Source organism: Rhodococcus sp. NPDC060176, assembly GCF_042728675.1.
In the GTDB taxonomy this organism is placed as follows: Bacteria; Actinomycetota; Actinomycetes; order Mycobacteriales; family Mycobacteriaceae; genus Rhodococcus_F.
The window spans coordinates 412,658-433,389 of sequence record NZ_JBHWYS010000002.1 but is presented as its reverse complement, the minus strand read 5'-3'; the positions used below and the strand labels follow the sequence as shown (position 1 = coordinate 433,389).

At 62.1% G+C, this 20,732-nt stretch carries 21 protein-coding genes and 6 tRNA genes; 18 read left to right on the top strand and 9 right to left on the bottom strand.

The annotated features are described in order from the left end of the window. The first annotated feature begins 4 nt into the window (after positions 1-4). Positions 5-1,390 carry a GH1 family beta-glucosidase gene (locus ACFWEM_RS10355; RefSeq protein WP_378533303.1) on the top strand — a complete coding sequence of 462 codons (1,386 nt, stop codon included), beginning with the start codon at positions 5-7 and terminating at the stop codon, positions 1,388-1,390. A gap of 197 nt (positions 1,391-1,587) precedes the next feature. Beyond that, entirely contained in the window at positions 1,588-2,067 is a 480-nt protein-coding gene (locus ACFWEM_RS10350) for an alpha-isopropylmalate synthase regulatory domain-containing protein (protein WP_166809520.1), read from the top strand. Positions 2,068-2,213: 146 nt separating this feature from the next. Here the strand turns inward: ACFWEM_RS10350 and ACFWEM_RS10345 are convergent. The 5 genes from ACFWEM_RS10345 to ACFWEM_RS10325 form a co-directional block, all read right to left on the bottom strand. Next, a tRNA-Val gene (locus ACFWEM_RS10345) sits at positions 2,214-2,288 on the bottom strand. Positions 2,289-2,304: 16 nt separating this feature from the next. Next, positions 2,305-2,380 (bottom strand) — tRNA-Gly (locus ACFWEM_RS10340). A gap of 92 nt (positions 2,381-2,472) precedes the next feature. Then, positions 2,473-2,547 (bottom strand) — tRNA-Val (locus tag ACFWEM_RS10335). A gap of 1 nt (position 2,548) precedes the next feature. Continuing rightward, positions 2,549-2,619: transfer RNA gene (locus tag ACFWEM_RS10330), tRNA-Cys, on the bottom strand. 25 nt (positions 2,620-2,644) lie between these two features. Continuing rightward, a tRNA-Gly gene (locus tag ACFWEM_RS10325) sits at positions 2,645-2,717 on the bottom strand. 293 nt (positions 2,718-3,010) lie between these two features. On the opposite strand from ACFWEM_RS10325, the gene ACFWEM_RS10320 reads away from it, so the two are divergent. The 10 genes from ACFWEM_RS10320 (at position 3,011) to trpS (ending at position 12,661) form a co-directional block, all read left to right on the top strand. Next, a tRNA-Val gene (locus ACFWEM_RS10320) sits at positions 3,011-3,082 on the top strand. Between the two features lie 186 nt (positions 3,083-3,268). Continuing rightward, entirely contained in the window at positions 3,269-3,721 is a 453-nt protein-coding gene (locus ACFWEM_RS10315) for a TIGR02611 family protein (protein WP_378533301.1), read from the top strand. 132 nt (positions 3,722-3,853) lie between these two features. Continuing rightward, the gene (gene thrS / locus ACFWEM_RS10310; protein WP_378533299.1) at positions 3,854-5,911 is read left to right on the top strand and encodes a threonine--tRNA ligase; all 2,058 of its coding nucleotides are present in this window, start codon (positions 3,854-3,856) and stop codon (positions 5,909-5,911) included. After that, positions 5,908-6,462 (top strand): HIT domain-containing protein, encoded by a 555-nt coding sequence (locus tag ACFWEM_RS10305; protein ID WP_264614478.1) that lies wholly within the window; start codon positions 5,908-5,910, stop codon positions 6,460-6,462. Before thrS ends, ACFWEM_RS10305 begins: the two co-directional genes overlap by 4 nt. Positions 6,463-6,543: 81 nt before the next feature. Beyond that, positions 6,544-7,221 (top strand): phosphatidylinositol phosphate synthase, encoded by a 678-nt coding sequence (gene pgsA, locus ACFWEM_RS10300; RefSeq protein WP_378533297.1) that lies wholly within the window; start codon positions 6,544-6,546, stop codon positions 7,219-7,221. After that, complete coding sequence (locus ACFWEM_RS10295; protein WP_378533295.1) at positions 7,218-8,120, top strand: phosphatidylinositol mannoside acyltransferase; 903 nt, start codon at positions 7,218-7,220, stop codon at positions 8,118-8,120. The genes pgsA and ACFWEM_RS10295 overlap by 4 nt, the downstream gene beginning before the upstream one ends. Beyond that, the gene (locus ACFWEM_RS10290; RefSeq protein WP_378533293.1) at positions 8,117-9,244 is read left to right on the top strand and encodes a glycosyltransferase family 4 protein; all 1,128 of its coding nucleotides are present in this window, start codon (positions 8,117-8,119) and stop codon (positions 9,242-9,244) included. The genes ACFWEM_RS10295 and ACFWEM_RS10290 overlap by 4 nt, the downstream gene beginning before the upstream one ends. After that, positions 9,241-10,263: an NUDIX domain-containing protein gene (locus ACFWEM_RS10285; RefSeq protein ID WP_378445867.1), complete on the top strand. Its 1,023-nt coding sequence runs from the start codon at positions 9,241-9,243 to the stop codon at positions 10,261-10,263. The genes ACFWEM_RS10290 and ACFWEM_RS10285 overlap by 4 nt, the downstream gene beginning before the upstream one ends. Positions 10,264-10,434: 171 nt before the next feature. Then, the gene (gene pdxS / locus ACFWEM_RS10280) at positions 10,435-11,343 is read left to right on the top strand and encodes a pyridoxal 5'-phosphate synthase lyase subunit PdxS (protein WP_003943338.1); all 909 of its coding nucleotides are present in this window, start codon (positions 10,435-10,437) and stop codon (positions 11,341-11,343) included. Between the two features lie 277 nt (positions 11,344-11,620). Then, entirely contained in the window at positions 11,621-12,661 is a 1,041-nt protein-coding gene (trpS, locus tag ACFWEM_RS10275) for a tryptophan--tRNA ligase (RefSeq protein ID WP_378533291.1), read from the top strand. 10 nt (positions 12,662-12,671) lie between these two features. Here the strand turns inward: trpS and ACFWEM_RS10270 are convergent, their stop codons facing one another. Continuing rightward, positions 12,672-13,145, bottom strand: a complete 474-nt coding sequence (locus ACFWEM_RS10270; protein WP_378533289.1) for a RidA family protein — start codon at positions 13,143-13,145, stop codon at positions 12,672-12,674. Between the two features lie 163 nt (positions 13,146-13,308). On the opposite strand from ACFWEM_RS10270, the gene ACFWEM_RS10265 reads away from it, so the two are divergent. The 3 genes from ACFWEM_RS10265 to ACFWEM_RS10255 all read left to right on the top strand — a co-directional run bounded on the left by ACFWEM_RS10265 (position 13,309) and on the right by ACFWEM_RS10255 (position 16,323). Further along, complete coding sequence (locus ACFWEM_RS10265; RefSeq protein ID WP_378533287.1) at positions 13,309-13,731, top strand: NUDIX domain-containing protein; 423 nt, start codon at positions 13,309-13,311, stop codon at positions 13,729-13,731. Between the two features lie 129 nt (positions 13,732-13,860). Beyond that, positions 13,861-15,372, top strand: a complete 1,512-nt coding sequence (locus ACFWEM_RS10260; protein ID WP_378533285.1) for a DUF222 domain-containing protein — start codon at positions 13,861-13,863, stop codon at positions 15,370-15,372. 129 nt (positions 15,373-15,501) lie between these two features. Then, positions 15,502-16,323, top strand: coding sequence for an acyl-CoA thioesterase II (locus ACFWEM_RS10255; protein WP_019748291.1), 822 nt, complete (start codon positions 15,502-15,504; stop codon positions 16,321-16,323). A gap of 32 nt (positions 16,324-16,355) precedes the next feature. Here ACFWEM_RS10255 and ACFWEM_RS10250 read toward each other — a convergent pair whose 3' ends face one another. Then, entirely contained in the window at positions 16,356-16,982 is a 627-nt protein-coding gene (locus ACFWEM_RS10250; RefSeq protein WP_378534523.1) for a hypothetical protein, read from the bottom strand. 92 nt (positions 16,983-17,074) lie between these two features. Here ACFWEM_RS10250 and tesB point away from each other — a divergent pair, with 92 nt between their 5' ends. Both tesB and pdxT read left to right on the top strand, forming a co-directional pair. Next, positions 17,075-17,944, top strand: coding sequence for an acyl-CoA thioesterase II (gene tesB, locus ACFWEM_RS10245; protein WP_378533283.1), 870 nt, complete (start codon positions 17,075-17,077; stop codon positions 17,942-17,944). Beyond that, entirely contained in the window at positions 17,944-18,549 is a 606-nt protein-coding gene (pdxT, locus tag ACFWEM_RS10240) for a pyridoxal 5'-phosphate synthase glutaminase subunit PdxT (protein ID WP_378533281.1), read from the top strand. Before tesB ends, pdxT begins: the two co-directional genes overlap by 1 nt. 23 nt (positions 18,550-18,572) lie before the next feature. Here the strand turns inward: pdxT and ACFWEM_RS10235 are convergent, their stop codons facing one another. Both ACFWEM_RS10235 and ACFWEM_RS10230 read right to left on the bottom strand, forming a co-directional pair. Next, on the bottom strand, positions 18,573-19,250 hold the full coding sequence (locus ACFWEM_RS10235; protein WP_378445873.1) for a response regulator: 678 nt from the start codon (positions 19,248-19,250) through the stop codon (positions 18,573-18,575). After that, positions 19,205-20,419, bottom strand: a complete 1,215-nt coding sequence (locus ACFWEM_RS10230; protein ID WP_378533279.1) for a sensor histidine kinase — start codon at positions 20,417-20,419, stop codon at positions 19,205-19,207. The genes ACFWEM_RS10235 and ACFWEM_RS10230 overlap by 46 nt, the downstream gene beginning before the upstream one ends. Before the next feature lie 111 nt (positions 20,420-20,530). On the opposite strand from ACFWEM_RS10230, the gene ACFWEM_RS10225 reads away from it, so the two are divergent. Next, positions 20,531-20,731 carry a hypothetical protein gene (locus ACFWEM_RS10225; protein WP_317552994.1) on the top strand — a complete coding sequence of 67 codons (201 nt, stop codon included), beginning with the start codon at positions 20,531-20,533 and terminating at the stop codon, positions 20,729-20,731. Position 20,732 lies beyond the last annotated feature (1 nt).

The window sequence follows — 20,732 nt, the reverse complement described above, 5'->3', positions numbered from 1 at the left end:
CGACATGACTCGGCAGCCGACACCAGAATTTCCGTCTTCCTTCGTCTGGGGAACCGCTACTGCGGCCTATCAAATCGAAGGAGCTGTGGCCGAAGACGGTCGCGGACCGTCGATCTGGGACGAGTTCTGTGACCGTCCCGGTGTAGTCGTCGGGGGCGACACCGGGACGGTCGCTGCCGATCATTATCACCGCTGGGAATCGGACATCGAACTGATGACACAGCTCGGGCTCGACGCCTATCGGCTCTCGCTGTCCTGGTCGCGAATTCTCCCCACCGGCTCGGGGACCGTGAATGCGAAAGGGCTCGACTTCTACGACCGATTGATCGATCGACTGTGTTCGGTCGGAATTACCCCCGCTGTCACGCTCTTTCACTGGGATCTGCCCCTCGCCTTGCAGGAGCAGGGCGGCTGGATGAACCGCGACACCTCGTATCGACTGGGGGAGTATGCGCAGGTCGTCGGTGAGCGACTGTCGGATCGCGTCGGAATGTGGATGCCGCTCAACGAACCGGTAGTGCACACGCTCTACGGCCATGCCCTGGGAGTTCATGCCCCGGGATTGGCCTTGGGGTTCGAGGCATTCCAGGCCGCGCATCACCAGCTGCTCGGGCACGGCCTCGCGGTCGAAGCGCTTCGTTCAACCGGGTGCACGAACATCGGAATCGCCTCCAATCATGCTCCGGTGCGGGCAGCTTCGGATTCCCCGGAAGACGTGATGGCTGCCGACATCTACGACCACGTTGTCAATTGGATGTTCGCCGACCCGGTCTTGGTCGGAAAGTACCCTGCAGACGAATTTGCGCAGCTGCTCAGCGGCCCTGTCGACGAGGACTTGAAAATCATCGGGGCGCCGCTCGACTGGTACGGGATCAATTACTACGAGCCGACGATGATTGCCGCCCCAGTGGAAGGCCAGGGGACCGAGGGCGTGCTCGAGGTCGACCTACCGCCAGGCCTGCCCTTTGCTCCTGTCGCGATAACTGGTTATCCCACAACCGATTTCGGGTGGCCGATCGTTCCGGAAGGACTGGGCGAGATCTTGCGGACGTTCCACGCGCGCTTCGGTGATGCACTGCCGCCGATCTACATCACGGAAAGCGGATGTTCTTTCCACGACTCGCCGGATGCCGCGGGGATCGTCGAGGACGAAGCACGAATCGATTATCACGACGCGCACCTTCGCGCCCTCCGGTCGGCCATCGACGACGGCGTCGACGTCCGCGGTTATTTTGTGTGGTCGCTTCTCGACAACTTCGAATGGGCCGCGGGATACAAGGAGCGATTCGGTCTGGTGCACGTCGATTTCGACACTCAGAAGCGCACACCGAAGACCTCTTTCGAGTGGTATCGGGCGTTGATCGCCGACCACAAGGCGGCTCAGGTCTGACCTGTGCGTAAGCGGTCTGGGTTGCTGTGCGGAAGCGGTCTGGGTTGCTTTATGGGACCAGGCCGCCTAGCCTCTTCTCTCATGAAGCGAATTCTCGTAGTAAGCCGCCGTAGCGGGGTCTGAATCGGACCGACCCCTCGCTGCGGGTCGTCTTGCTACCAGTTGGTCCTCCACTTCATTCCAGGAAGACCACGATCATGACTTACAACTTCGCCTTCGCTTCTGATTCTTCTTCTACGGCTGCTGATCCTTTCGCGGCGCGCCACGGAAAATCTCTGCCTGCCGGCCTGCGTGCCGAATGCTCTGCGATGTCCTGGACCGAGTTCGAGTCCACGTACGCGGCAATGAGCGGCCCGATCCGTCTGGGCGCGTGGTCATCCGAAAAGATTGCACCGGGTCGGTGGACCTTCGAAGCGACGCTCGGTCTGGGGGAGCGCATCCAGAAAGCGTCCGCCACCTCGACCGGCGCGATCTCGGCTATGACCTCGATGCTGCACGACGCGGGAATCTCGCTCGAGATCCTGTCTTTCCACCAGCACCAGATCGGTCACCGCACCGCGACGTTCATCTTCACCGAGTGCGACGGACGTCGGAGCTGGGCGATGGGTATTGCGGAGTCGTCCACGGAGTCCTCGTTGCGCGCGATGACCTCGGCAGCGAACCGCTTCTCTCACTGATCAGCTCCATCACCCTGATCAGCTACATCAACCGCAGTACTGACGCGGATTCCCTTGGGGGCTTGCGTCAGTACTGCCGTTAGTGTGTTCGCTGCTCAATGCAAAAAGCCGGAACCCTTGGGGTTCCGGCTTCTTGCATTCTCAAATGGTGCGCGATACTGGGATTGAACCAGTGACCTCTTCCGTGTCAGGGAAGCGCTCTCCCGCTGAGCTAATCGCGCGGGTTCTGGAGAAAAATGGAGCGGACGACGGGATTCGAACCCGCGACCCCAACCTTGGCAAGGTTGTGCGCTACCAGCTGCGCCACGTCCGCATGAGCAATGAACTCCGTTACCGGAACTCAGTACTTTTCTAACCTATCAGACCTGCAAGCAGACCTTGACCATCAGGCCCGAAGGCCTGACGTGGTGCGCGATACTGGGATTGAACCAGTGACCTCTTCCGTGTCAGGGAAGCGCTCTCCCGCTGAGCTAATCGCGCGAGGTGGAGACGGGAATCGAACCCGTGTGCACGGCTTTGCAGGCCGTTGCCTCACCACTCGGCCACTCCACCGTAAAAGGTTGAGTCACACCTCTCGAGCGGACGACGGGATTCGAACCCGCGACCCCAACCTTGGCAAGGTTGTGCGCTACCAGCTGCGCCACGTCCGCATCGCACCGTGTTGCTTGGGGAGCTGCTCGCTCTCCTCGGTGCGTTGGAAACATTAGCCGACCGTGTCGGATACACACAAATCACCAGCTCAGTGGCGTGTTCGGAGTCGAATCGGCCCGTCGCGCGCGTTGCAACTGTCCGTCTCGGCGATGAATTCGGTCTGAAATCAGCTCGAATTCGTAGATTTCGGGGTCGCCTGGAGCAAAACGAATGCCAACCTGGTGATTCGTATTCATCGCGCAGCCGTGTTAATGTTCCAACTCGTTCGAGCGCATGCGTTCGGATGACTTACGGTCCCGTGGCTCAGTGGGAGAGCGTCCGCTTCACACGCGGAAGGTCGCTGGTTCGATCCCAGCCGGGACCACAGAAAACATTGAAGGCGTTCCCGATCATCGGGGACGCCTTCAGTCGTTCGAGAGCACAGTCGTTCGAGAGCACAGTCGTTCGAGAGCACAGTTATTTCGGCATGCAGACCGTCGTCGCAGGTCGCCGGTCGACGATTTCGGTAGCCTGGTCGAAGAGACATTTCGCGACGGAAAAGGTGACCGACTTGAGTACCGAAAAGGTCGATTCTCCCGTCGACGATTCAGACCTGTCCGTCTTCCAAGACGCAGAGTCCCGCTGGGAGCGGTGGCGCGCTGGAATCGCCGCGCGGCCCACCCTCAATCTTGCGTACCGCATCGGCGTCGGAGTCGTGGGCGTGATCGTGCTCGCCGCGGGTGTCGTAGCTATTCCGTACCCCGGCCCCGGATGGCTCATCGTGTTCGCCGGCCTGGGGATCCTGGCGTCGGAGTTTGCCTGGGCTCATCGACTCCTTCATTTTGCGAAGGCTCGATACGACAGGTTCATGGAATGGTTCGGCAAGCAGTCGCTGTTCGTCAAAGGGTTGGGCGTTCTGTTCACCACAGTGTTCGTCCTGGCGACTTTGTGGGTGCTCGGCAGCTTCGGCCTGATCGGGACATGGGTAGGGCTGGACTACTCGTGGCTCGAGTCGCCACTGTGAGCTGAACGAGGTCGGTTTCCTTCACTCGGTTGTCTCGACATGTCGGTAGGGCCGATAACATGATCGTGCGCGTGCTCGCAGTGGGTACGACGCCTGTCTTAACCTGTCGCAATACCTTAGGAGCACATCGCCGTGACAAGTCCCGCGCCAGAGCACTCAGCCGCCCCACTTCGGGTGCCCGCGGGGACGACCGCCGGGACTGCAGTGCGCGAAGCCGGATACCCCACGAAGGGGCCCGACGTGATCGTCGTCGTGCGGGACGGCGAGGGAACGCTCAAGGATCTGTCGTGGACTCCTGAGGTCGATGTCGACGTCGAGCCGGTCGCGGCATCCACCGAAGACGGTCGCAGCGTCATCCGACACTCCGCGGCCCACGTCCTCGCTCAGGCGGTCCAGAAGGAATTCCCCGATGCGAAGCTGGGCATCGGGCCGCCGATCAAAGACGGCTTCTACTACGACTTCGCGGTGGATCGTCCGTTCACTCCGGAAGATCTGACCAAGCTCGAAAAGCGCATGAAGCAGATCATCAAAGGATCGCAACGCTTCTCGCGTCGAGTGGTCGATTCGATCGAGGACGCCCGGGTCGAGTTGGCCGACGAGCCCTTCAAGCTCGAACTCATCGACGACAAGTCCGGTATCGACGATCCCGAGATCATGGAGGTGGGTGGCAACGAGCTGACCATCTACGACAATCTCGATCCCCGAACCGGTGACAAGATATGGTCCGATCTGTGCCGCGGTCCGCATATTCCGACCACCAAGCACATCCCGGCGTTCAAGCTGACGCGTAGCTCCGCCGCGTACTGGCGCGGAAATCAGGACAACGCCGATCTTCAGCGTGTCTACGGCACCGCGTGGGAATCCACCGAGGCTCAGGACGAGTACCTCGAGTTGCTCGCCGAGGCCGAGCGTCGCGATCACCGCAAGCTCGGTACCGAACTGGACCTCTTCAGCTTCCCCGACGAACTCGGCTCCGGTCTGCCGGTCTTCCATCCCAAGGGCGGCATCATCCGCACCGAGATGGAGAATTACTCCCGCAGCCGCCACATCGAGGCCGGCTACGAGTTCGTCAACACCCCGCACATCACCAAGGGCCATCTGTACGAGGTCTCCGGTCACCTCGACTGGTACCGCGACGGCATGTTCCCGGCGATGCACGTCGACGAGGAACTCAACGAGGACGGCACCGTGCGTAAGCCGGGCCAGGACTACTACCTCAAACCGATGAACTGCCCGATGCACAACCTGATCTTCCGTGCTCGCGGACGTTCTTACCGTGAATTGCCCTTGCGGCTCTTCGAGTTCGGCTCGGTCTACCGCTACGAGAAGTCCGGCGTCATCCACGGTTTGACCCGTGTGCGCGGCATGACTCAGGACGACGCTCACATCTACTGCACCCGTGAGCAGATGCGCGACGAGCTGACCACCACGCTGCAGTTCGTGCTGAACCTGCTCAAAGATTACGGCCTCGACGACTTCTACCTCGAGCTGTCGACCAAGAACCCCGACAAGTTCGTCGGTAGCGACGACGTCTGGGAAGAGGCGACCGCAACGCTCGCCGAGGTCGGCGAAGCTTCCGGCCTGACTCTGGTGCCGGACCCGGGCGGAGCCGCGTTCTACGGTCCCAAGATCTCTGTTCAGGTCAAGGACGCACTCGGCCGCACCTGGCAGATGTCGACCATCCAGCTCGACTTCAACCTGCCCGAGCGGTTCGAGCTTGAGTACACCGGCAACGACGGCGTCAAGACTCGTCCGGTCATGATCCACCGCGCTCTGTTCGGCTCGATCGAACGGTTCTTCGGCGTTCTGACCGAGCACTACGCCGGCGCTTTCCCGGCGTGGCTGGCGCCGGTGCAGGTCGTCGGAATCCCCGTGGCCGAGGCATTCGCCGATCACCTGTTCGACGTCACGAAGAAGCTCAAGGCTGCCGGTGTGCGCGCCGAGGTCGACTTCAGTGACGACCGCATGCAGAAGAAGATCCGCAACCACACCACGCAGAAGGTCCCGTTCATGCTCCTGGCGGGCGAGCGTGACGTGGAAGCCGGCGCAGTCAGTTTCCGCTTCCGCGACGGAACCCAGATCAACGGAATTCCCGTCGACGACGCCGTCCGGATCATCACCGAGTGGATCAGCCGTCGCGAGAACGCCTCGCCGACAGCCGAACTGGTGCAGCCAAGCGTGGCGCAGTGAGCGCCCCCGGTGACGAGGGACCAGGTTCGCTGATCGACCACGGCGTCGGCGACCCTGACCATTTGCAGCGCATTTGGTCGCCGCATCGGATGTCGTACATCACCGAGGCGCCCAACACTCCGGGTACGACGGGTGAGCCGTTCATCGACATCCCGAAGATGTCGGACGAAGAAGGGCTCATCGTCGCCCGCGGTGAGCATGTCTACGCGGTTCTGAACCTGTACCCGTACAACCCCGGGCATCTCATGGTGGTTCCGTATCGCAAGGTCGCGGCTCTCGAAGATCTGACGCCGGAGGAGAGCGCCGAGCTGATGGCGTTCACCCAGCGTGCGCTGCGGGTGATCAAGAGTGTGTCGAATCCTCACGGATTCAACGTCGGCCTGAATCTCGGTGCCGCTGCGGGCGGTTCGCTGTCCGAGCACCTTCACCAACACGTAGTGCCTCGCTGGGGTGGCGACGCCAACTTCATCACCGTGCTCGGTGGGGTGAAGGTGATGCCGCAACTGCTGCGGGAGACCAGGGGACTACTCGCCGGTGCCTGGCAACAATAGATCGATGCGTCCGGCTTCATGGCAGGATGCTGTGCTGCGACGAGTTCCAATCCGGAACTCACGACGGGGAGGTTTCCTGCGGTGTTGAGCTTCTTCGGACGCGAATCGGTGTCCAAGGTGACGGCACCTATGGGGAAGGCGCTGGTCAAGACCGGCCTGACGCCAGACGCGGTGACGGTGATCGGCACGGTGGCGAGTGTCGCCGGGGCGGTGACTCTGTTTCCGTCCGGACACCTGTTCTGGGGAACCATGTTCATTTGGTTCTTCGTCATGTTCGACATGCTCGACGGCGCCATGGCCCGTGCTCGCGGTGGCGGAACGCGTTACGGGGCCGTCCTGGACGCCACCTGTGATCGCGTGGCCGACGGTGCGATTTTTGCCGGCCTTGCGTGGTGGGCGGTCTACCACGAGAACAGCAAGTGGCTTCTCGTGGCGACGCTCATCTGCCTCGTCACCTCGCAGGTCATCTCGTACGCGAAGGCACGCGCCGAGGCGAGCGGGCTGACTGCCGACGGTGGTTGGATCGAGCGTCCGGACCGGCTGATCATCGTGTTGGTCGGCTCGGGCCTTACGGGCATGGGTCTACCGTGGGCAATCCACATCGCGATGTGGGTACTTGCCGCCGGAAGTATCGTCACTGTCTTCCAACGAGTGCTCGCGGTCCGCAATTCACCTGGCGCCCGGGAACTTCTGCCGATCGCCCCGGCGTCATCTACGACCGATGGTGAGTCGAACACCGACGGCGAGGCAGAGCAATGAGTTTTTCCGAGCGTGCAACCGATCTGGGATACGCCGCGGGTTGGCGTCTGGTGCGAAGCCTGCCGGAATCGGTGGCAGTCAAGCTGTTCGACGCCGGAGCGGATTTCGCGGTACGCAAGGGCGGACCCGAACAACTCAGGAAGAACCTCGCGAGAGTTCTGGGCACGACACCGGAGGAAGTCCCGGATCAGCTGATCAAGGATTCGATGCGCTCGTACGCCCGGTACTGGCGTGAGGCGTTCCGTCTACCGTCGATGGACCTGGTCGCCACCGGTAAAGCATTGCATGCGCTGGTCGAGGGCCAGGAACATCTGGAAAAGGCGATGGCGGCAGGTCATGGCGCAGTGCTGGCGCTGCCCCACAGTGGCAACTGGGACATGGCCGGCGTGTGGTGCGTTCAGCAGTGGGGTGGATTGACCTCGGTGGCCGAGCGGCTCAAACCCGAATCCCTGTACGAACGGTTCGTCGAATATCGCGAGAGTCTCGGCTTCGAGATCTTCCCGCTCAGCGGCGGAGAGCATCCTCCGTTCGTCGAACTCTCCAAGCATCTGCGTGAGAACAAGATCGTGTGCCTGTTGGGGGAGCGCGATCTGGCGAAGAAGGGTGTGCCCGTCACGTTCTTCGGAGAACCCACTCGCATGCCCGCAGGCCCGGCGAAGCTCGCGATCGACACCGGAGCGCCGCTTCTACCGGTCCACTGCTGGTTCACTCCCGACGGGTGGGGTTTCAAGATCGACCCGCCGATCGACGTTTCCGGCGGCGTCGGCCCCGCCACGCAGGCACTGGCCGACCGATTCGCGGTCAACATCGCAGCGCACCCCGCTGACTGGCACATGCTTCAGCCGCTGTGGCGCTCGGATCTCTCCGAATCGCGGCTCGCCCGCATGGAGGGTGAATGAAAATCGGCATGATCTGCCCGTACTCCTTCGACGTCCCCGGCGGGGTGCAGGCGCACGTGGTGGATCTGGCCGAGGTACTGATCGAACGCGGCCACAAGGTGAGCGTGCTTGCGCCGTCGTCCGACGACGACGAGTTGCCGGATTTTGTTGTCTCCGCTGGTAAAGCCGTCGCGATTCCCTACAACGGCTCTGTTGCACGGTTGTCCTTCGGCCCGACGGCGAACGCCCGCCTCCGCAAGTTCATCGCGGAAGGTGACTTCGACGTTCTGCACATCCACGAACCCAATGCGCCGAGTCTGTCCATGCTCGCGTTGCGTATCGCGGAAGGCCCGATCGTGGCCACCTTCCACACGTCGACCACGAAGTCGTTGGTGCTGAGCACTTTTCAGGGTGTCCTGGCCCCGTATCTCGAGAAGATCAGTGGCCGGATCGCAGTCTCGGAGTTGGCGCGTCGTTGGCAGGTCGAGTCCCTCGGATCCGACGCGGTCGAAATACCCAACGGCGTCGACGTCGCAGCGTTTGCCGAGGCCGACATGTTGCCCGGCTATCCGCGCGAGGGTGGAACCATTCTGTTCCTCGGGCGCTACGACGAACCGCGTAAGGGGATGGCCGTCCTCCTCGGTGCACTACCGGAGTTGGTCGAGCGTCATCCTGATCTCGAAGTGATCGTGGTCGGGCGCGGCGACGAGGAAAAACTCCGCAAAGAAGCGGGCAAGTACTTCAAGCATCTCCGACTGCTCGGGCAGGTCAGCGACGAGGAGAAAGCGTCGGCGCTTCGTAGTGCGGACGTCTACTGCGCGCCCAACCTCGGCGGCGAGAGCTTCGGGATCGTGCTTGTCGAGGCCATGGCGGCCGGTACCGCCGTCGTCGCGAGTGAGTTGGACGCCTTCCGCCGTGTTCTTCGCGACGGCCAGGCCGGCTTGCTGGTCCCCATCGGGAACTCCGATGCCCTGGCCGAGGCAATCGATTCCGTTCTCGGCGATCCGGACCGACGCCGTGCTCTCGTCAACACCGCGACAAGTGTTGTCGCCGAATACGACTGGCCGGTGGTTGCCGAGCAGATCCTGCGTGTCTACGAGACCGTCACGGTCGGCGGCACCGGTGTTCGTGTGGTGGGGTCATGACCTTTTCCGCTTTGACGATCTTCATTCTCGGACTTGTCGCCGCCGTCGTCCTGGTCGTCGGGCTGTGGGCCTATGGGACGGCGAATCGACTCGATCGGCTGCATGTGCGTTCTGATCAGTCCTGGTTGGCGCTCGATGCGGCGCTGTCCCGCCGTGCAGCGGTGGTCCGCGCGGCGGCCGTGGACATGAGCGCCGACGACGCCCGCAGATTCGTCACCTTGGCGGACGCCGCTGAACGGGCAGACCGGCAAGACCGAGAACTCGCGGAGAACCGGTTGTCCAACGCTCTAGCCGCCTACGGCACGACGTCGCTGCGACCTCAACTGGTGGCCGAGCTGGCCGACGCCGAAGCGCGGGTTCTGATCGCCAGACGGTTCCACAACGACGCGGTGCGAGACACCCTTGCACTCCGTACGCGTCGACTTGTTCGCTGGCTTCACCTCGGCGGAACGGCGCCGCTACCTCAGTATTTCGAGATCTCCGAGCGCACCACCGCGGCCGCGGTGCCCGAGGGCATCACCGTCGATACGTCTCGGACCTCCGCGCGCGTGGTGATGCTGGACGAGGACGATCGGGTGTTGCTGCTTCGCGGGCACGATCCTCAGATCCCGAACACGTACTTCTGGTTCACCGTCGGCGGCGGGCTCGAACGCGGTGAACATCTGCGGGCCGCTGCCGTTCGTGAGATCGAGGAGGAGACCGGATTCGTCGTGGCTCCGGAAAATCTGCGAGGTCCGCTCTGGCGTCGTGTGGCGATTTTCCCGTTCGACGGTGAGCTGATCCGGTCGGAAGAGCTGTTCTTCGCAACGCGCACTCACGGCTTCGAGCCGGTCTTCCAAGGCCATACGGAATTGGAGCAGCGCGCGATTACGGGCCATCGCTGGTGCAGTGCCGACGAGATCCGCCGACTGGCCAAGTCCGGTGAGCCCGTCTACCCGTTGGATCTGGCAAACCTCCTGGTGGAAGCCGCGACGATTGCGGACGGTACCGAGGATCCGGAAGTGCGCTCCATCCGCTGATCCATTCGGCAGATCAGGTGCCGCGGCCATTTAAGGCCAGCAATGGCAAATTGGATACGGAATCGAAGGCCGGTTGGTCCTAGAGTTCTGGCCAGAGGCCTCCGTGCGAATGAACTCGTGTGTTCGCCGTGCCTCGTTTCTTTTGTCACGCCACTACTGCAGGAGTTTGCTGTGAGCACCCCCGACTCTGCCCCCACCACCGCCATCGGCACCGCACGCGTCAAGCGCGGCATGGCTGAAATGCTCAAGGGCGGTGTGATCATGGACGTTGTCACCGCTGAGCAGGCCAAGATCGCCGAAGACGCAGGCGCCGTCGCCGTCATGGCACTCGAGCGGGTCCCCGCGGACATTCGCGCACAGGGCGGCGTCTCGCGCATGAGCGACCCTGACATGATCGACAGCATCATCTCCACCGTCAGCATCCCCGTCATGGCAAAGGCACGCATCGGTCACTTCGTCGAAGCGCAGATCCTGCAGAGCCTGGGCGTCGACTACATCGACGAGTCCGAGGTCCTGACCCCGGCCGACTACGCCAACCACATCGACAAGTGGAAGTTCACCGCTCCCTTCGTCTGTGGCGCCACCAACCTCGGCGAAGCGCTGCGTCGCATCAACGAAGGTGCGGCCATGATCCGCTCGAAGGGTGAAGCCGGCACCGGGGACGTCTCCAACGCCACCACCCACATGCGCACCATCCGTGGCGAGATCCGCCGGTTGACCTCGCTGAGCGAAGACGAACTGTACGTAGCCGCCAAGGAACTGCAGGCGCCGTACGAGCTGGTCGTCGAGGTCGCCAAGGCCGGCAAGCTGCCTGTCACCATGTTCACCGCCGGCGGCATCGCCACCCCGGCAGACGCTGCGATGATGATGCAGCTCGGCGCCGAGGGCGTGTTCGTCGGATCGGGCATCTTCAAGTCCGGCAACCCGAAGCAGCGCGCCGAGGCCATCGTCAAGGCCACCACGTTCTACGACGACCCGGACGTGCTCGCCAAGGTCTCGCGCGGACTCGGCGAGGCAATGGTCGGCATCAACGTCGACGACCTGCCGGTTGGACACCGCCTCGCAGAGCGTGGCTGGTGACGCCAGGTTTGACGGGCTCGGGATAGTTGTGTGAGACGGCGGTGGTTGCAGATGCAGCTACCGCCGTTTTCTTTCCTCGGTTCCCGTTGCGATCTAGTCACGTAACGGGAAGGCGATCTGCAAGCGGGTTGCTATTGTTTCCTGATGACTAGCATTCGACAGGCATGGTGGTGGCTGCTTCCGCAGTCCGTCTAATCATGTTCACGGGCTGTACGTAGCCCGTGAATGCCTTGCTCGGCATATGGATTCGTGCAGCCCCCAAAACAGGAGCTGTATCGTGGATTCTTTCGAGAGCACTCTTCGACGAAGCGCAGAACTCAATGTCGATATCGCTTCCAACCCGGAGCGATACCGCCTCATTTCGGGTGAACGACCAACCGGATCGTTGCATCTCGGACACTACTTCGGCACGATCATCGAGCGTGTCCGTCTGCAAGCACTGGGGATCGAAACATTTGTCATTCTTGCCGACTATCAAGTGATCGCGGATCGCGACGCGATTGGGCGAGTGCGCGAGAATGTCTATAGCGCAGTAATCGATTATCTCGCCGCTGGCCTCGACCCCCATTGCTCGACGATATTCACGCACTCCGCAGTTCCAGAGTTGAATCAATTGATGCTGCCGTTCCTGAGCCTGATCACCGAGGCAGAACTGCATCGAAATCCCACTGTGAAAGCCGAACACGACGCTTCGGGAAGAGCGCTCAGTGGTTTGCTTCTGACGTATCCGGTACATCAAGCCGCGGACGTGTTGTTCTGCAAGGGCAACTTGGTGCCTGTGGGCAAGGACAACCTCCCGCATGTGGAGTTGACGAGAGTTATTGCGCGCCGTTTCAACGATCGTTATGGTCGCGTATTCCCGGAGCCACAAGCCTTGCTGACTTCTGCTCCGGAAGTACCAGGTATCGATGGAAGGAAAATGTCGAAGAGTTACGGCAACGCGATCTCACTGTCGATGACGGCCGACCAGACAGTGAAGATAATCCGGAAGGCGCCGACCGACTCTGAACGGACGATCACTTTCGACCGCGCCAACCGTCCGGGGATATCTGCACTACTGACCACAGCGGCGCTGTGCCTGGGCAGGGACGAAGAGTCCCTTGCAGCTGAAGTTGGGAATGGTGGTGCTCGAGCGCTCAAGGAGCTCACCGCTACCGCGGTCAACGAATATTTCGCCGGCCACCGAATCCGTCGAAACGAGATCGCGGCCGATCCTGGGTTTGTTCACGGTGTCGTGAGAGCTGGTAATACCCGTGCCAGCGAGTTCGCGCGCCGAACCCTCGACGAGGTCCGGCGCGCGATGGGAACTACGTACTGATTGTTGGTCTTCAGACTTCGGAGACCTCGAACACGAATTCCACCTCGACGGCACTGTTCCGGGGGAGTTCTGCGACGCCGATCGCGGAGCGTGCGTGTTGTCCTGCGATACCGAAGATCTCGGCCAACAGGTCGGACGCACCGTTGATCACCTGGGGTTGCTGGGAGAATCCGGATCCGGATGCAACAAATCCAACGACCTTGACGACGCGAACGATGCGGTCGAGCCCGACCAGGGCGTCGACGGCCGCGAGTCCGTTGAGAGTGCACAGCCGCGCCGCCTGAGCGGCGTCTTCGACGGAGACACCTTCACCCAACTTGCCGATGCACGTCGTGGTGCCGTCGACGAGCGGCAATTGCCCCGATGTGTAGACGTATGCCCCCGTGTGAACGGCGGGGAGGTAGGAGCCTGCCGGGGTAGCGACCGGCGGGAGCGTCAGGTCGAGTGCGGCAAGTCGTGCGGTCCAGGTACTGGCGTCGTTCATCGAGTTCCTCAATGGATTCTTTTGTCTGGGAATGATGTTCGAGTCTGTCATCGGGAGTCTCGGCAAGTCCAAGTCGTATTTGCGCCCACCTCATCACTTTTGGTGATATTCGCCGTCGTCGGAATCTAAATGGTGTTCGAATTGGCCACCTAAACTGTGTCGTATGTCGTCAATTCGTAACATCTCACTGGGGATACCGCTCCGTTCCGGTCACGTACTGGTGCTCGACGGCACGGACTCTGTCACGGGTGAGAACTTCCATCGATTGATCGGTGGCGGTATCGAGTTCGGTGAGACTGCCGAGGCAGCGCTGCGACGCGAGTTCGCGGAGGAACTCGGCGTCAGGTTGGGAAGTGTCGAGTTGCTCGAGGTCGTCGAGAACATCTTCGAGTTCGAGGGGCTACTTGGGCATGAGATTGTTCACGTCTTTGCAGTCGACTCAGCTGACATCGATGCGTTTTCGCTCGACGTGCAACTCCGAGTCCTCGACGAAGGTAGTCCAGTCCGTTGGGTATTGACGGGTAGGTCCGGCCGCCCCATCTACCCGGCCGAAGTCTCCCGCATTATCAATGCTCTGGTTCAGTAGGGGAATCGGTTGCCGGAACACGAGCGGCCGCAAGGGTTGCTCCGCAACAATTCTCGGTCAAACGGGATTCTTCGGACTGATTTCTGGAAACTGTAGATATTCGAACATAGTTTCGAATATTGTGGAGGAATGTTCGATGACGGAGTAGGAAGTTCGGGTACCGCAGCGCAGCTGTTCGGTGCTGAATCCGACTGCGCCCTCATCGATCTCATTGCCGAACTGCATGCGCGTGAGTCGATGCTCGTGGAACGGAAACTCGCTGCCGTTGCCGAGTTTTTCGAGCGTCGCAGCGCTGAACACTCCGATGCCGGCGCGTGGTCGTCCACCGCGCACGAACTAGCTGAGGCCGAGCTCGGCGCCGCGTTGACCATGGGCCGTGCCGCGGCGGGAAAGTTGATCGGCCTCGGCTTTTCTCTGAAGACTCGACTCCATCGCACGCGTGCCGCTATGGCACGCGGAGAACTGGATTTGTATCGAGTCGGATTGATCGACGCCGCTACAGCCAATGTCGATGACGATTTGATAGACGAGGTGGAACGCCAACTCCTCGAGAAGATTTCAGCACCACAGATACATGGCGGTACCGGCTTGACCGGCCGCCGATTGACGGCGGCCATCGACCGAATCGTCGCCGTGGTGGATCCGGAGGGGATGCGGGAGCGTCGACGCCGCGCCCTGGCTGACCGATTCGTAGGTGTGAGCGCCGCAGAAGACGGAATGGCGCGGATCTTGGGGAGTATTCCGGCGGAGGACGCACGGGCTTTCGACGGTCGGTTGCGGGAGTTGGCGATGTCGGTGTGTCGACACGATTCCCGTAAATACGAGCAGCGACGAGCCGACGCTTTGGGAGCGTTGGTAGCTGGGTCGACAATTCTGCCGTGCGACTGTGGCCGGGCCGACTGCCCACAAGACCGCAGCGGGATTGTTGTGGTGCGTCGGCCATTAGTGCACGTGGTCATGGTGGAATCCGCGCTCCAGGGCGGTGACTCACCAGGTGCAGACGAACCCGCTCACCTCGACGGTTACGGAGTGATCAGTGCAGAGCATGCGCGTGACATCGCCGCGGGTGCGTTGATTCGGAAGGTGAAGGTACCAGCCGACGCGGCGCTCGAGTCTGCCGGTGAGGGCGAGCCAGTACCTTCGCCTGTAGTTCCTTCGGCGCTGGTTTACCGCCCGGGCGTTGTCCTCGACACGTGGGTGAGGGTGATCTCGGGTAGCTGTCAGTGGTTGCACTGCGATGTCGCGGCATGGAATTCCGATCTCGATCACACCGAACCTTTCGATCATCGCGATCCAGCACGTGGTGGAAAGACCGTGGCCTCGAACTTGAGTGCCTATTGTCGAAATCATCACCGCCTCAAGCATTCCGGTCAGTGGGTGCACACCTCGAATCCGGACCGGAGCGTCACGCTGACCTCGGCGACCGGACATTGTTACCGAACTCGGCCGTCAGGTCTGCTCGCAGGAATGCTCGAGCCTGTACTGCCCGAGGGCGGTCGGCGTCGACGTACGCGTTTGGAGAACAAGGCGGCCCGCGTGCGGGGTGAACGCCGGCGCCAGCGGATACGGATGCACCTGCGGATGAAGAAGAAGGTCCAGAGGAGGACCGTCGATCGAGGAGACGATCTACCGCCGTTCTGAGTAGATGCGCCCCGTCGCTCAGTGTTTTCGGGTGCCCAGTTTTCGGATGCCCACTTTGGTGGCCGGGGCTGCATCAGGCATTGTGTGAAGGTCAGTAGACGTCGGTACACGGGAAGATGTGGAGCATCGATGGCGAGGATCGAAGAAATTCTGGAGTTGGAACGCCTCGAGCGTGACATCTTCCGAGGAATCATCGCGGAGACCACCCTGACCCGTACTTTCGGCGGCCAGGTCGCCGGCCAGGCATTGGTGTCGGCAGTACGAACGGTCGATCCGGCCTACTCAGTTCATTCGTTGCACGGATACTTCCTGCGTCCGGGAAATCCGATGGAACCGACCGTCTTTCTGGTGGATCGTGTTCGCGACGGACGATCGTTCGCGACTCGCCTGGTCACCGGAATCCAAGACGGACAAGCCATTTTCACGATGTCGGCATCCTTCCACGTCCAGGACGAAGGCATCGAGCATCAGGACGAGATGCCGCCCGTCCCTGACCCTGAAACGCTCGCCATCGCCCAGGATTCGGAAGACCCCGAGACCGCATGGTTGGCTCGCGAGTGGTCCGACTGGGACCTGCGAATGGTGCCGAAGGCCGACATCAACAAACGCCCGGGCGCTGCCGCACAGCAGCAAGTGTGGTTCCGTTCCCGCGAGGCGCTCCCGGACGACCCGGTATTTCACGTGTGCACGCTCGCATACATGAGCGACATGACGTTGCTCGGATCTTCCCGCGGCCCCCACATGGATGTCGCGATGCAGAGCGCCTCGCTTGATCACGCCATGTGGTTCCTGCGGCCGTTCCGGGCCGACGAGTGGCTGTTGTACGACCAGACGTCGCCTTCGGCGGGCTTCGGCCGGGCACTGACGCAGGGGCGCATCTTCGACAGCCGAGGAAACATGGTTGCCGCGGTCGTCCAGGAAGGCCTGACCAGGCTCTATCGCCCGAAGTGAGACCAACCGCAGTGAAGTCAACCGCCGTGAAATCAAACGCGGCGAGAGCGCACCGCAGGCCGGGCCGGATGGTCGTACCTGACCTCGAAATCGACCTCCTCGGACACCGCTGAGCGGTGCGCGAGGAGTGCGTCGATTGTCCACAGATCAGCCTGCGGTGTGTGCCTCCCCATGGCAGCTTCGCTCATGTCCAGGCGGACGGTGACGTCGAACTCCAGTCCGCGCCCGAGCAACATCGGACCGGCGATCACGATGACCGCGCGCTCGTGGACAGGGATACGGGTCGAGCGAGCCGAGCGATCAGTGGTTTCGTCCCAGAGTTTCGGCAACAGCGTTCGTTTGGTGCGGGCCGCGGTGATCACTTCACGATCGAGTGCCGGGTAGTCGAACCAGATGGTGCGGTAACTCAGCGCATCCTCGTGGCCGAACTCGTATCGCAGCGACGCCGGCCGCACGTAGTCGTGCAGTGACACAACGGCACTCGGCCTGCTGTGCGACTCGACTGCAACCCCGACCAGATCCGCGAGCCGAGACGGCTGTGCACAATCAGGTCCGTCGATCGCTACTACCGCCACCGACGGAAACGATCCGCTCAGCGTTGCAATCTGCTCGGCCAGGGCGAGGGGACTGGACGGGATGAATGTACTCACGCCCACCATGGTGCCGTGCCCGCTCGCCGAGGCGATATTGTGAACCGTCATCGCGCCCAGTGCGGCGGCCTGTGTATGCGGTCAATGTTTCCGGAGGACTCATGGTTGGTATCGAGGAGATCCTCGCGCTCGAACACCTGGAGAAGGACATCTTCCGTGGTGCGGTCCATCCCACTGCACTTCAACGGACGTTCGGCGGGCAGGTTGCCGGGCAGTCGTTGGTTTCTGCCGTGAGCACCGTTGACGAGAGCTACCACGTGCACTCGTTGCACGGATATTTCCTGCGCCCGGGCAATCCGAAGATTCCGACGGTCTACCTGGTGGACCGCATCCGCGACGGGCGCTCGTTCTGCACCCGCCGGGTGAATGCAGTTCAGGACGGCAAGACGATCTTCACGATGTCGGCCTCGTTCCACGTCGACGACGAAGGTATCGAGCACCAGGATCGGATGCCCTCCGTTCCGGCGCCGGAGGACTTGCCGGATGCGCAGACCGTTCCAAAGTTGGCGGAATCGCAGTTCTACCAGGAATGGAAGAACTGGGACATCCGAATTGTGCCGGCCGAGCAGAGTGCGTCAGCGCCGGATCTGGCCGCCCAGCAGCGTGTATGGATGCGCTACCGCGAGGCTCTGCCGGATCGTCCGCTGCTGCACATCTGCACCCTCGCGTACCTCAGTGACATGACTTTGCTCGGAACTTCCAAAGTCCCGCACCGGGGCGTGAAGACGCAAACGGCTTCGCTCGATCACGCGATGTGGTTCCTACGGCCCTTCCGAGCCGACGAGTGGTTGCTCTACGACCAGACATCACCGTCGGCAGGTTTCGGTCGCGCGCTCACTCAAGGGCGTATCTACGATCGCGATGGCAACATGGTGGCAGCTGTGGTTCAGGAGGGTTTGACGCGGCTGGAACGCGAACCCGACAGCAGTACGAACGAGAACAGCCGTGAGAACAAGACAGGAACTCTGTGATGAATCGTCCGTTGATCGGTGTTCTCGCCCTGCAAGGTGATGTTCGCGAACACCTTGCCGCACTCGATGATTCGGGAGCGGACGCAGTCGGTATCCGGCGACCCGAGGAACTCGACAAGGTCGACGGAATCGTGATCCCGGGTGGCGAATCCACCACCATGAGCCGGCTTCTGCAAGTTTTCGAGCTGCTGGAACCGCTTCGTGATCGACTCCGCGGCGGGCTGCCGGCTTACGGATCTTGTGCTGGCATGATTCTGCTCGCCAGCGAGGTACTCGACACCCGGCCGGACGCCGAACATCTCGGCGCCATCGACATGACGGTGCGCCGCAACGCTTTCGGTCGTCAGGTCGATTCCTTCGAGTCCGACCTGGAGTTCGAGGGAATCATCGGTGACCCTATCCGCGCAGTCTTCATCCGCGCACCGTGGGTCGAGCGGGTCGGTCCGGGTGTGGAGGTGCTCGCGCAGGTTCCCGCCGCGGCGGGGGAGGCCGCGGGTCGCATCGTCGCGGTTCGGCAGGGCTCGGTGATCGCCACTTCGTTCCATCCCGAGGTCACCGGGGACCGTCGAGTCCACGAGATGTTCGTCGATCTCGTGCGCGGCTAGGGCGCTAGTTCACTTCGGCTGAACTACAGCTCGAGTTCGCGCGCAAGGATCGCCGCCTGGACGCGTGAGGTGAGGTGCAGCTTCGACAGAACTCGCGACACATGCGACTTCACCGTCGGGGCACCGACACCGAGTTCACGCGACAGTTCGGCGTTGGACAGACCCATACCCAGTAGAACGAGCACTTCGCGTTCGCGATCGGTGAGCTCGCTCAGTCCGAGCGGCTCGGCGGGCTTGGGAGTGCGCTGAACGAACTCGCCGATCAGTGCGCGTGCGGCTCGGGGAGCGAGCACCGCATCGCCGCCCGCGACATTGCGAATGGCGCTGGTCAGCTCGTCCGCTGTCGCGGTCTTGAGCAGGAAGCCCGACGCACCGGCGCGCAGAGCTGCGAAGACGTATTCGTCGAGGTCGAAGGTAGTCAACACCAGAACGCGGCTGCGGGTCGTAGCGATGATCTGACGGGTCGCTTCGATGCCGTCGGTGCCCGGCATCCGGATGTCCATCAGCACGACGTCGGGTTGATGCGTGCGAGTGACGGTGATCGCCGACGCGCCGTCTCCCGCTTCTGCAACGACATCGATGTCGTCATGCTGCCGCAGGATCATCGACAGGCCGGAGCGGATCGCGGCGTGGTCGTCGACCAGGGCGACGGTGATCACCGATCCGTGCCGTTCGGTGTGTGGACCGGTAGCTGCGCACATACCGTCCATTCTCCGTCGACCGGCAGTGCGTCGAGTGAACCGCCCAGCAGCTCGGCGCGATGACGCATGTTTGCAAGCCCGCGCGTTCGTGCCCGCGGACTGGATATGTCGGGACCGATGGGGTTTCGGATCTCGATCTGTAATGCATTGTGCTGGAGGGAGATCGACATCGAGATCGGCGCGCCCGGCGCATGCTTGAGTGCGTTGGTCAACGCTTCCTGGGTGATTCGATACGCCGTGTGATCGACCACGCTCGGCAGCTCGGCGGCGTCGACGTCGATCGCTACATCCACTGCGCTGCCGGTGGCACGGGCCGCGTTCAGTAGAACGGGCAACTCGGTAAGCCGCGGGGGAGAGGAACGCGGGTCAGGCGTCTCGCAGTCCCCGGCGTGAAGCAGTTCGATCATCGACCGCATCTCGGAAAGCCCCGCGAGGCTGCTCGATCTGATCGCCCCGATCATTTCCCGCAAGCCATCGTCGGGTTCACCCCGTTCAGAGGAGAGAGTTGCGGTGGAGAGTGCAGCTTCGGAGTGGATGGCGATGGCAGAGAGGTGGCTTGCGATCACGTCGTGCAGATCCCGCGCCATGGTTGCGCGTTCGTGAGCGACAGCGGCCTCGCGGTCCAGCGCGGCGAGTGCTTCGTGGACTCTGGAACGCTCGCGTTCTGCCTCGGTCAGTTCGACTTGTCGACGGATGACCAGTGCCCACCACACCGGCGTACCGAAGAACAGAGCAGTCACGACGCCCGCCCCAGCCGCAGCGCGGACGTCCCTGGTGGACAGGTAAACGAGTGCGGTGAGCGCGGCAACCGTCACCGCGGTCAGAGAACACACCCCTCGGCCCAGTCGCGCCGTCCCGTACAGAACTGCGGCGTAGGTGAGATCCGAGAGGACAAGCCACATCGGCAGAGTGGGGCCCAGGGCGGCGTCGACCGCGACGATGACGGCTCCCGCCGCCAAGGCCGTTGCCGGGCGCACCCGCCGAAACGAGTCGATCGCACACAGCAGAGCCAGCATCCCGATCCGAACCCCGATGGGAACGTCGGCGACACCTCCGACATCGGTCCACATTTTGTACAGGCCGACGAGGTAGAGAAGTACCCCGATCGCGAACAGACCGATGGCGATGAGCGGATCGTTCCACTTGCCGACGCTCCGACTTCTGGTCACCACAGACTTATCAGAGCACATCGGGGCGCCTGACTTGTCATACCAAATGATGAGGTCGGCGTTGTTCCGACGGCTGATGTGCGGATCCGAGCGAGACGACACGCTCGAGGTATGAAAATTCGTTTCGAGTTGATGATCGGTATTCTTCTCGTCGTCGGTGGCGCTTGTCTGTGGCTGTTCGCACGCGACGCCGAGTTCTTCTGGTTTCGCGGCGGGCCACTCGGGGTGATTTTGGCGATCATCGGTGCTTTCGACATCGTGAACGCAGTCCGGACGAGGGACACGGTGACACCCGAGCGCCGACACGACTGAC

What these genes read in the sequence shown, in the direction of transcription:
- ACFWEM_RS10350 (WP_166809520.1), top strand. Translation starts at nt 1,588, where the DNA reads ATGACTTACAACTTCGCCTTCGCTTCTGATTCTTCTTCTACGGCTGCT.
- ACFWEM_RS10225 (WP_317552994.1), top strand. Translation starts at nt 20,531, where the DNA reads ATGAAAATTCGTTTCGAGTTGATGATCGGTATTCTTCTCGTCGTCGGT.
- ACFWEM_RS10250 (WP_378534523.1), bottom strand. Translation starts at nt 16,982, where the DNA reads ATGGTGGGCGTGAGTACATTCATCCCGTCCAGTCCCCTCGCCCTGGCC.
- ACFWEM_RS10285 (WP_378445867.1), top strand. Translation starts at nt 9,241, where the DNA reads ATGACCTTTTCCGCTTTGACGATCTTCATTCTCGGACTTGTCGCCGCC.
- ACFWEM_RS10260 (WP_378533285.1), top strand. Translation starts at nt 13,861, where the DNA reads ATGTTCGATGACGGAGTAGGAAGTTCGGGTACCGCAGCGCAGCTGTTC.
- pdxT (WP_378533281.1), top strand. Translation starts at nt 17,944, where the DNA reads ATGAATCGTCCGTTGATCGGTGTTCTCGCCCTGCAAGGTGATGTTCGC.
- ACFWEM_RS10355 (WP_378533303.1), top strand. Translation starts at nt 5, where the DNA reads ATGACTCGGCAGCCGACACCAGAATTTCCGTCTTCCTTCGTCTGGGGA.
- ACFWEM_RS10265 (WP_378533287.1), top strand. Translation starts at nt 13,309, where the DNA reads ATGTCGTCAATTCGTAACATCTCACTGGGGATACCGCTCCGTTCCGGT.
- ACFWEM_RS10295 (WP_378533295.1), top strand. Translation starts at nt 7,218, where the DNA reads ATGAGTTTTTCCGAGCGTGCAACCGATCTGGGATACGCCGCGGGTTGG.
- ACFWEM_RS10290 (WP_378533293.1), top strand. Translation starts at nt 8,117, where the DNA reads ATGAAAATCGGCATGATCTGCCCGTACTCCTTCGACGTCCCCGGCGGG.
- ACFWEM_RS10255 (WP_019748291.1), top strand. Translation starts at nt 15,502, where the DNA reads ATGGCGAGGATCGAAGAAATTCTGGAGTTGGAACGCCTCGAGCGTGAC.
- ACFWEM_RS10235 (WP_378445873.1), bottom strand. Translation starts at nt 19,250, where the DNA reads ATGTGCGCAGCTACCGGTCCACACACCGAACGGCACGGATCGGTGATC.
- ACFWEM_RS10270 (WP_378533289.1), bottom strand. Translation starts at nt 13,145, where the DNA reads ATGAACGACGCCAGTACCTGGACCGCACGACTTGCCGCACTCGACCTG.
- tesB (WP_378533283.1), top strand. Translation starts at nt 17,075, where the DNA reads ATGGTTGGTATCGAGGAGATCCTCGCGCTCGAACACCTGGAGAAGGAC.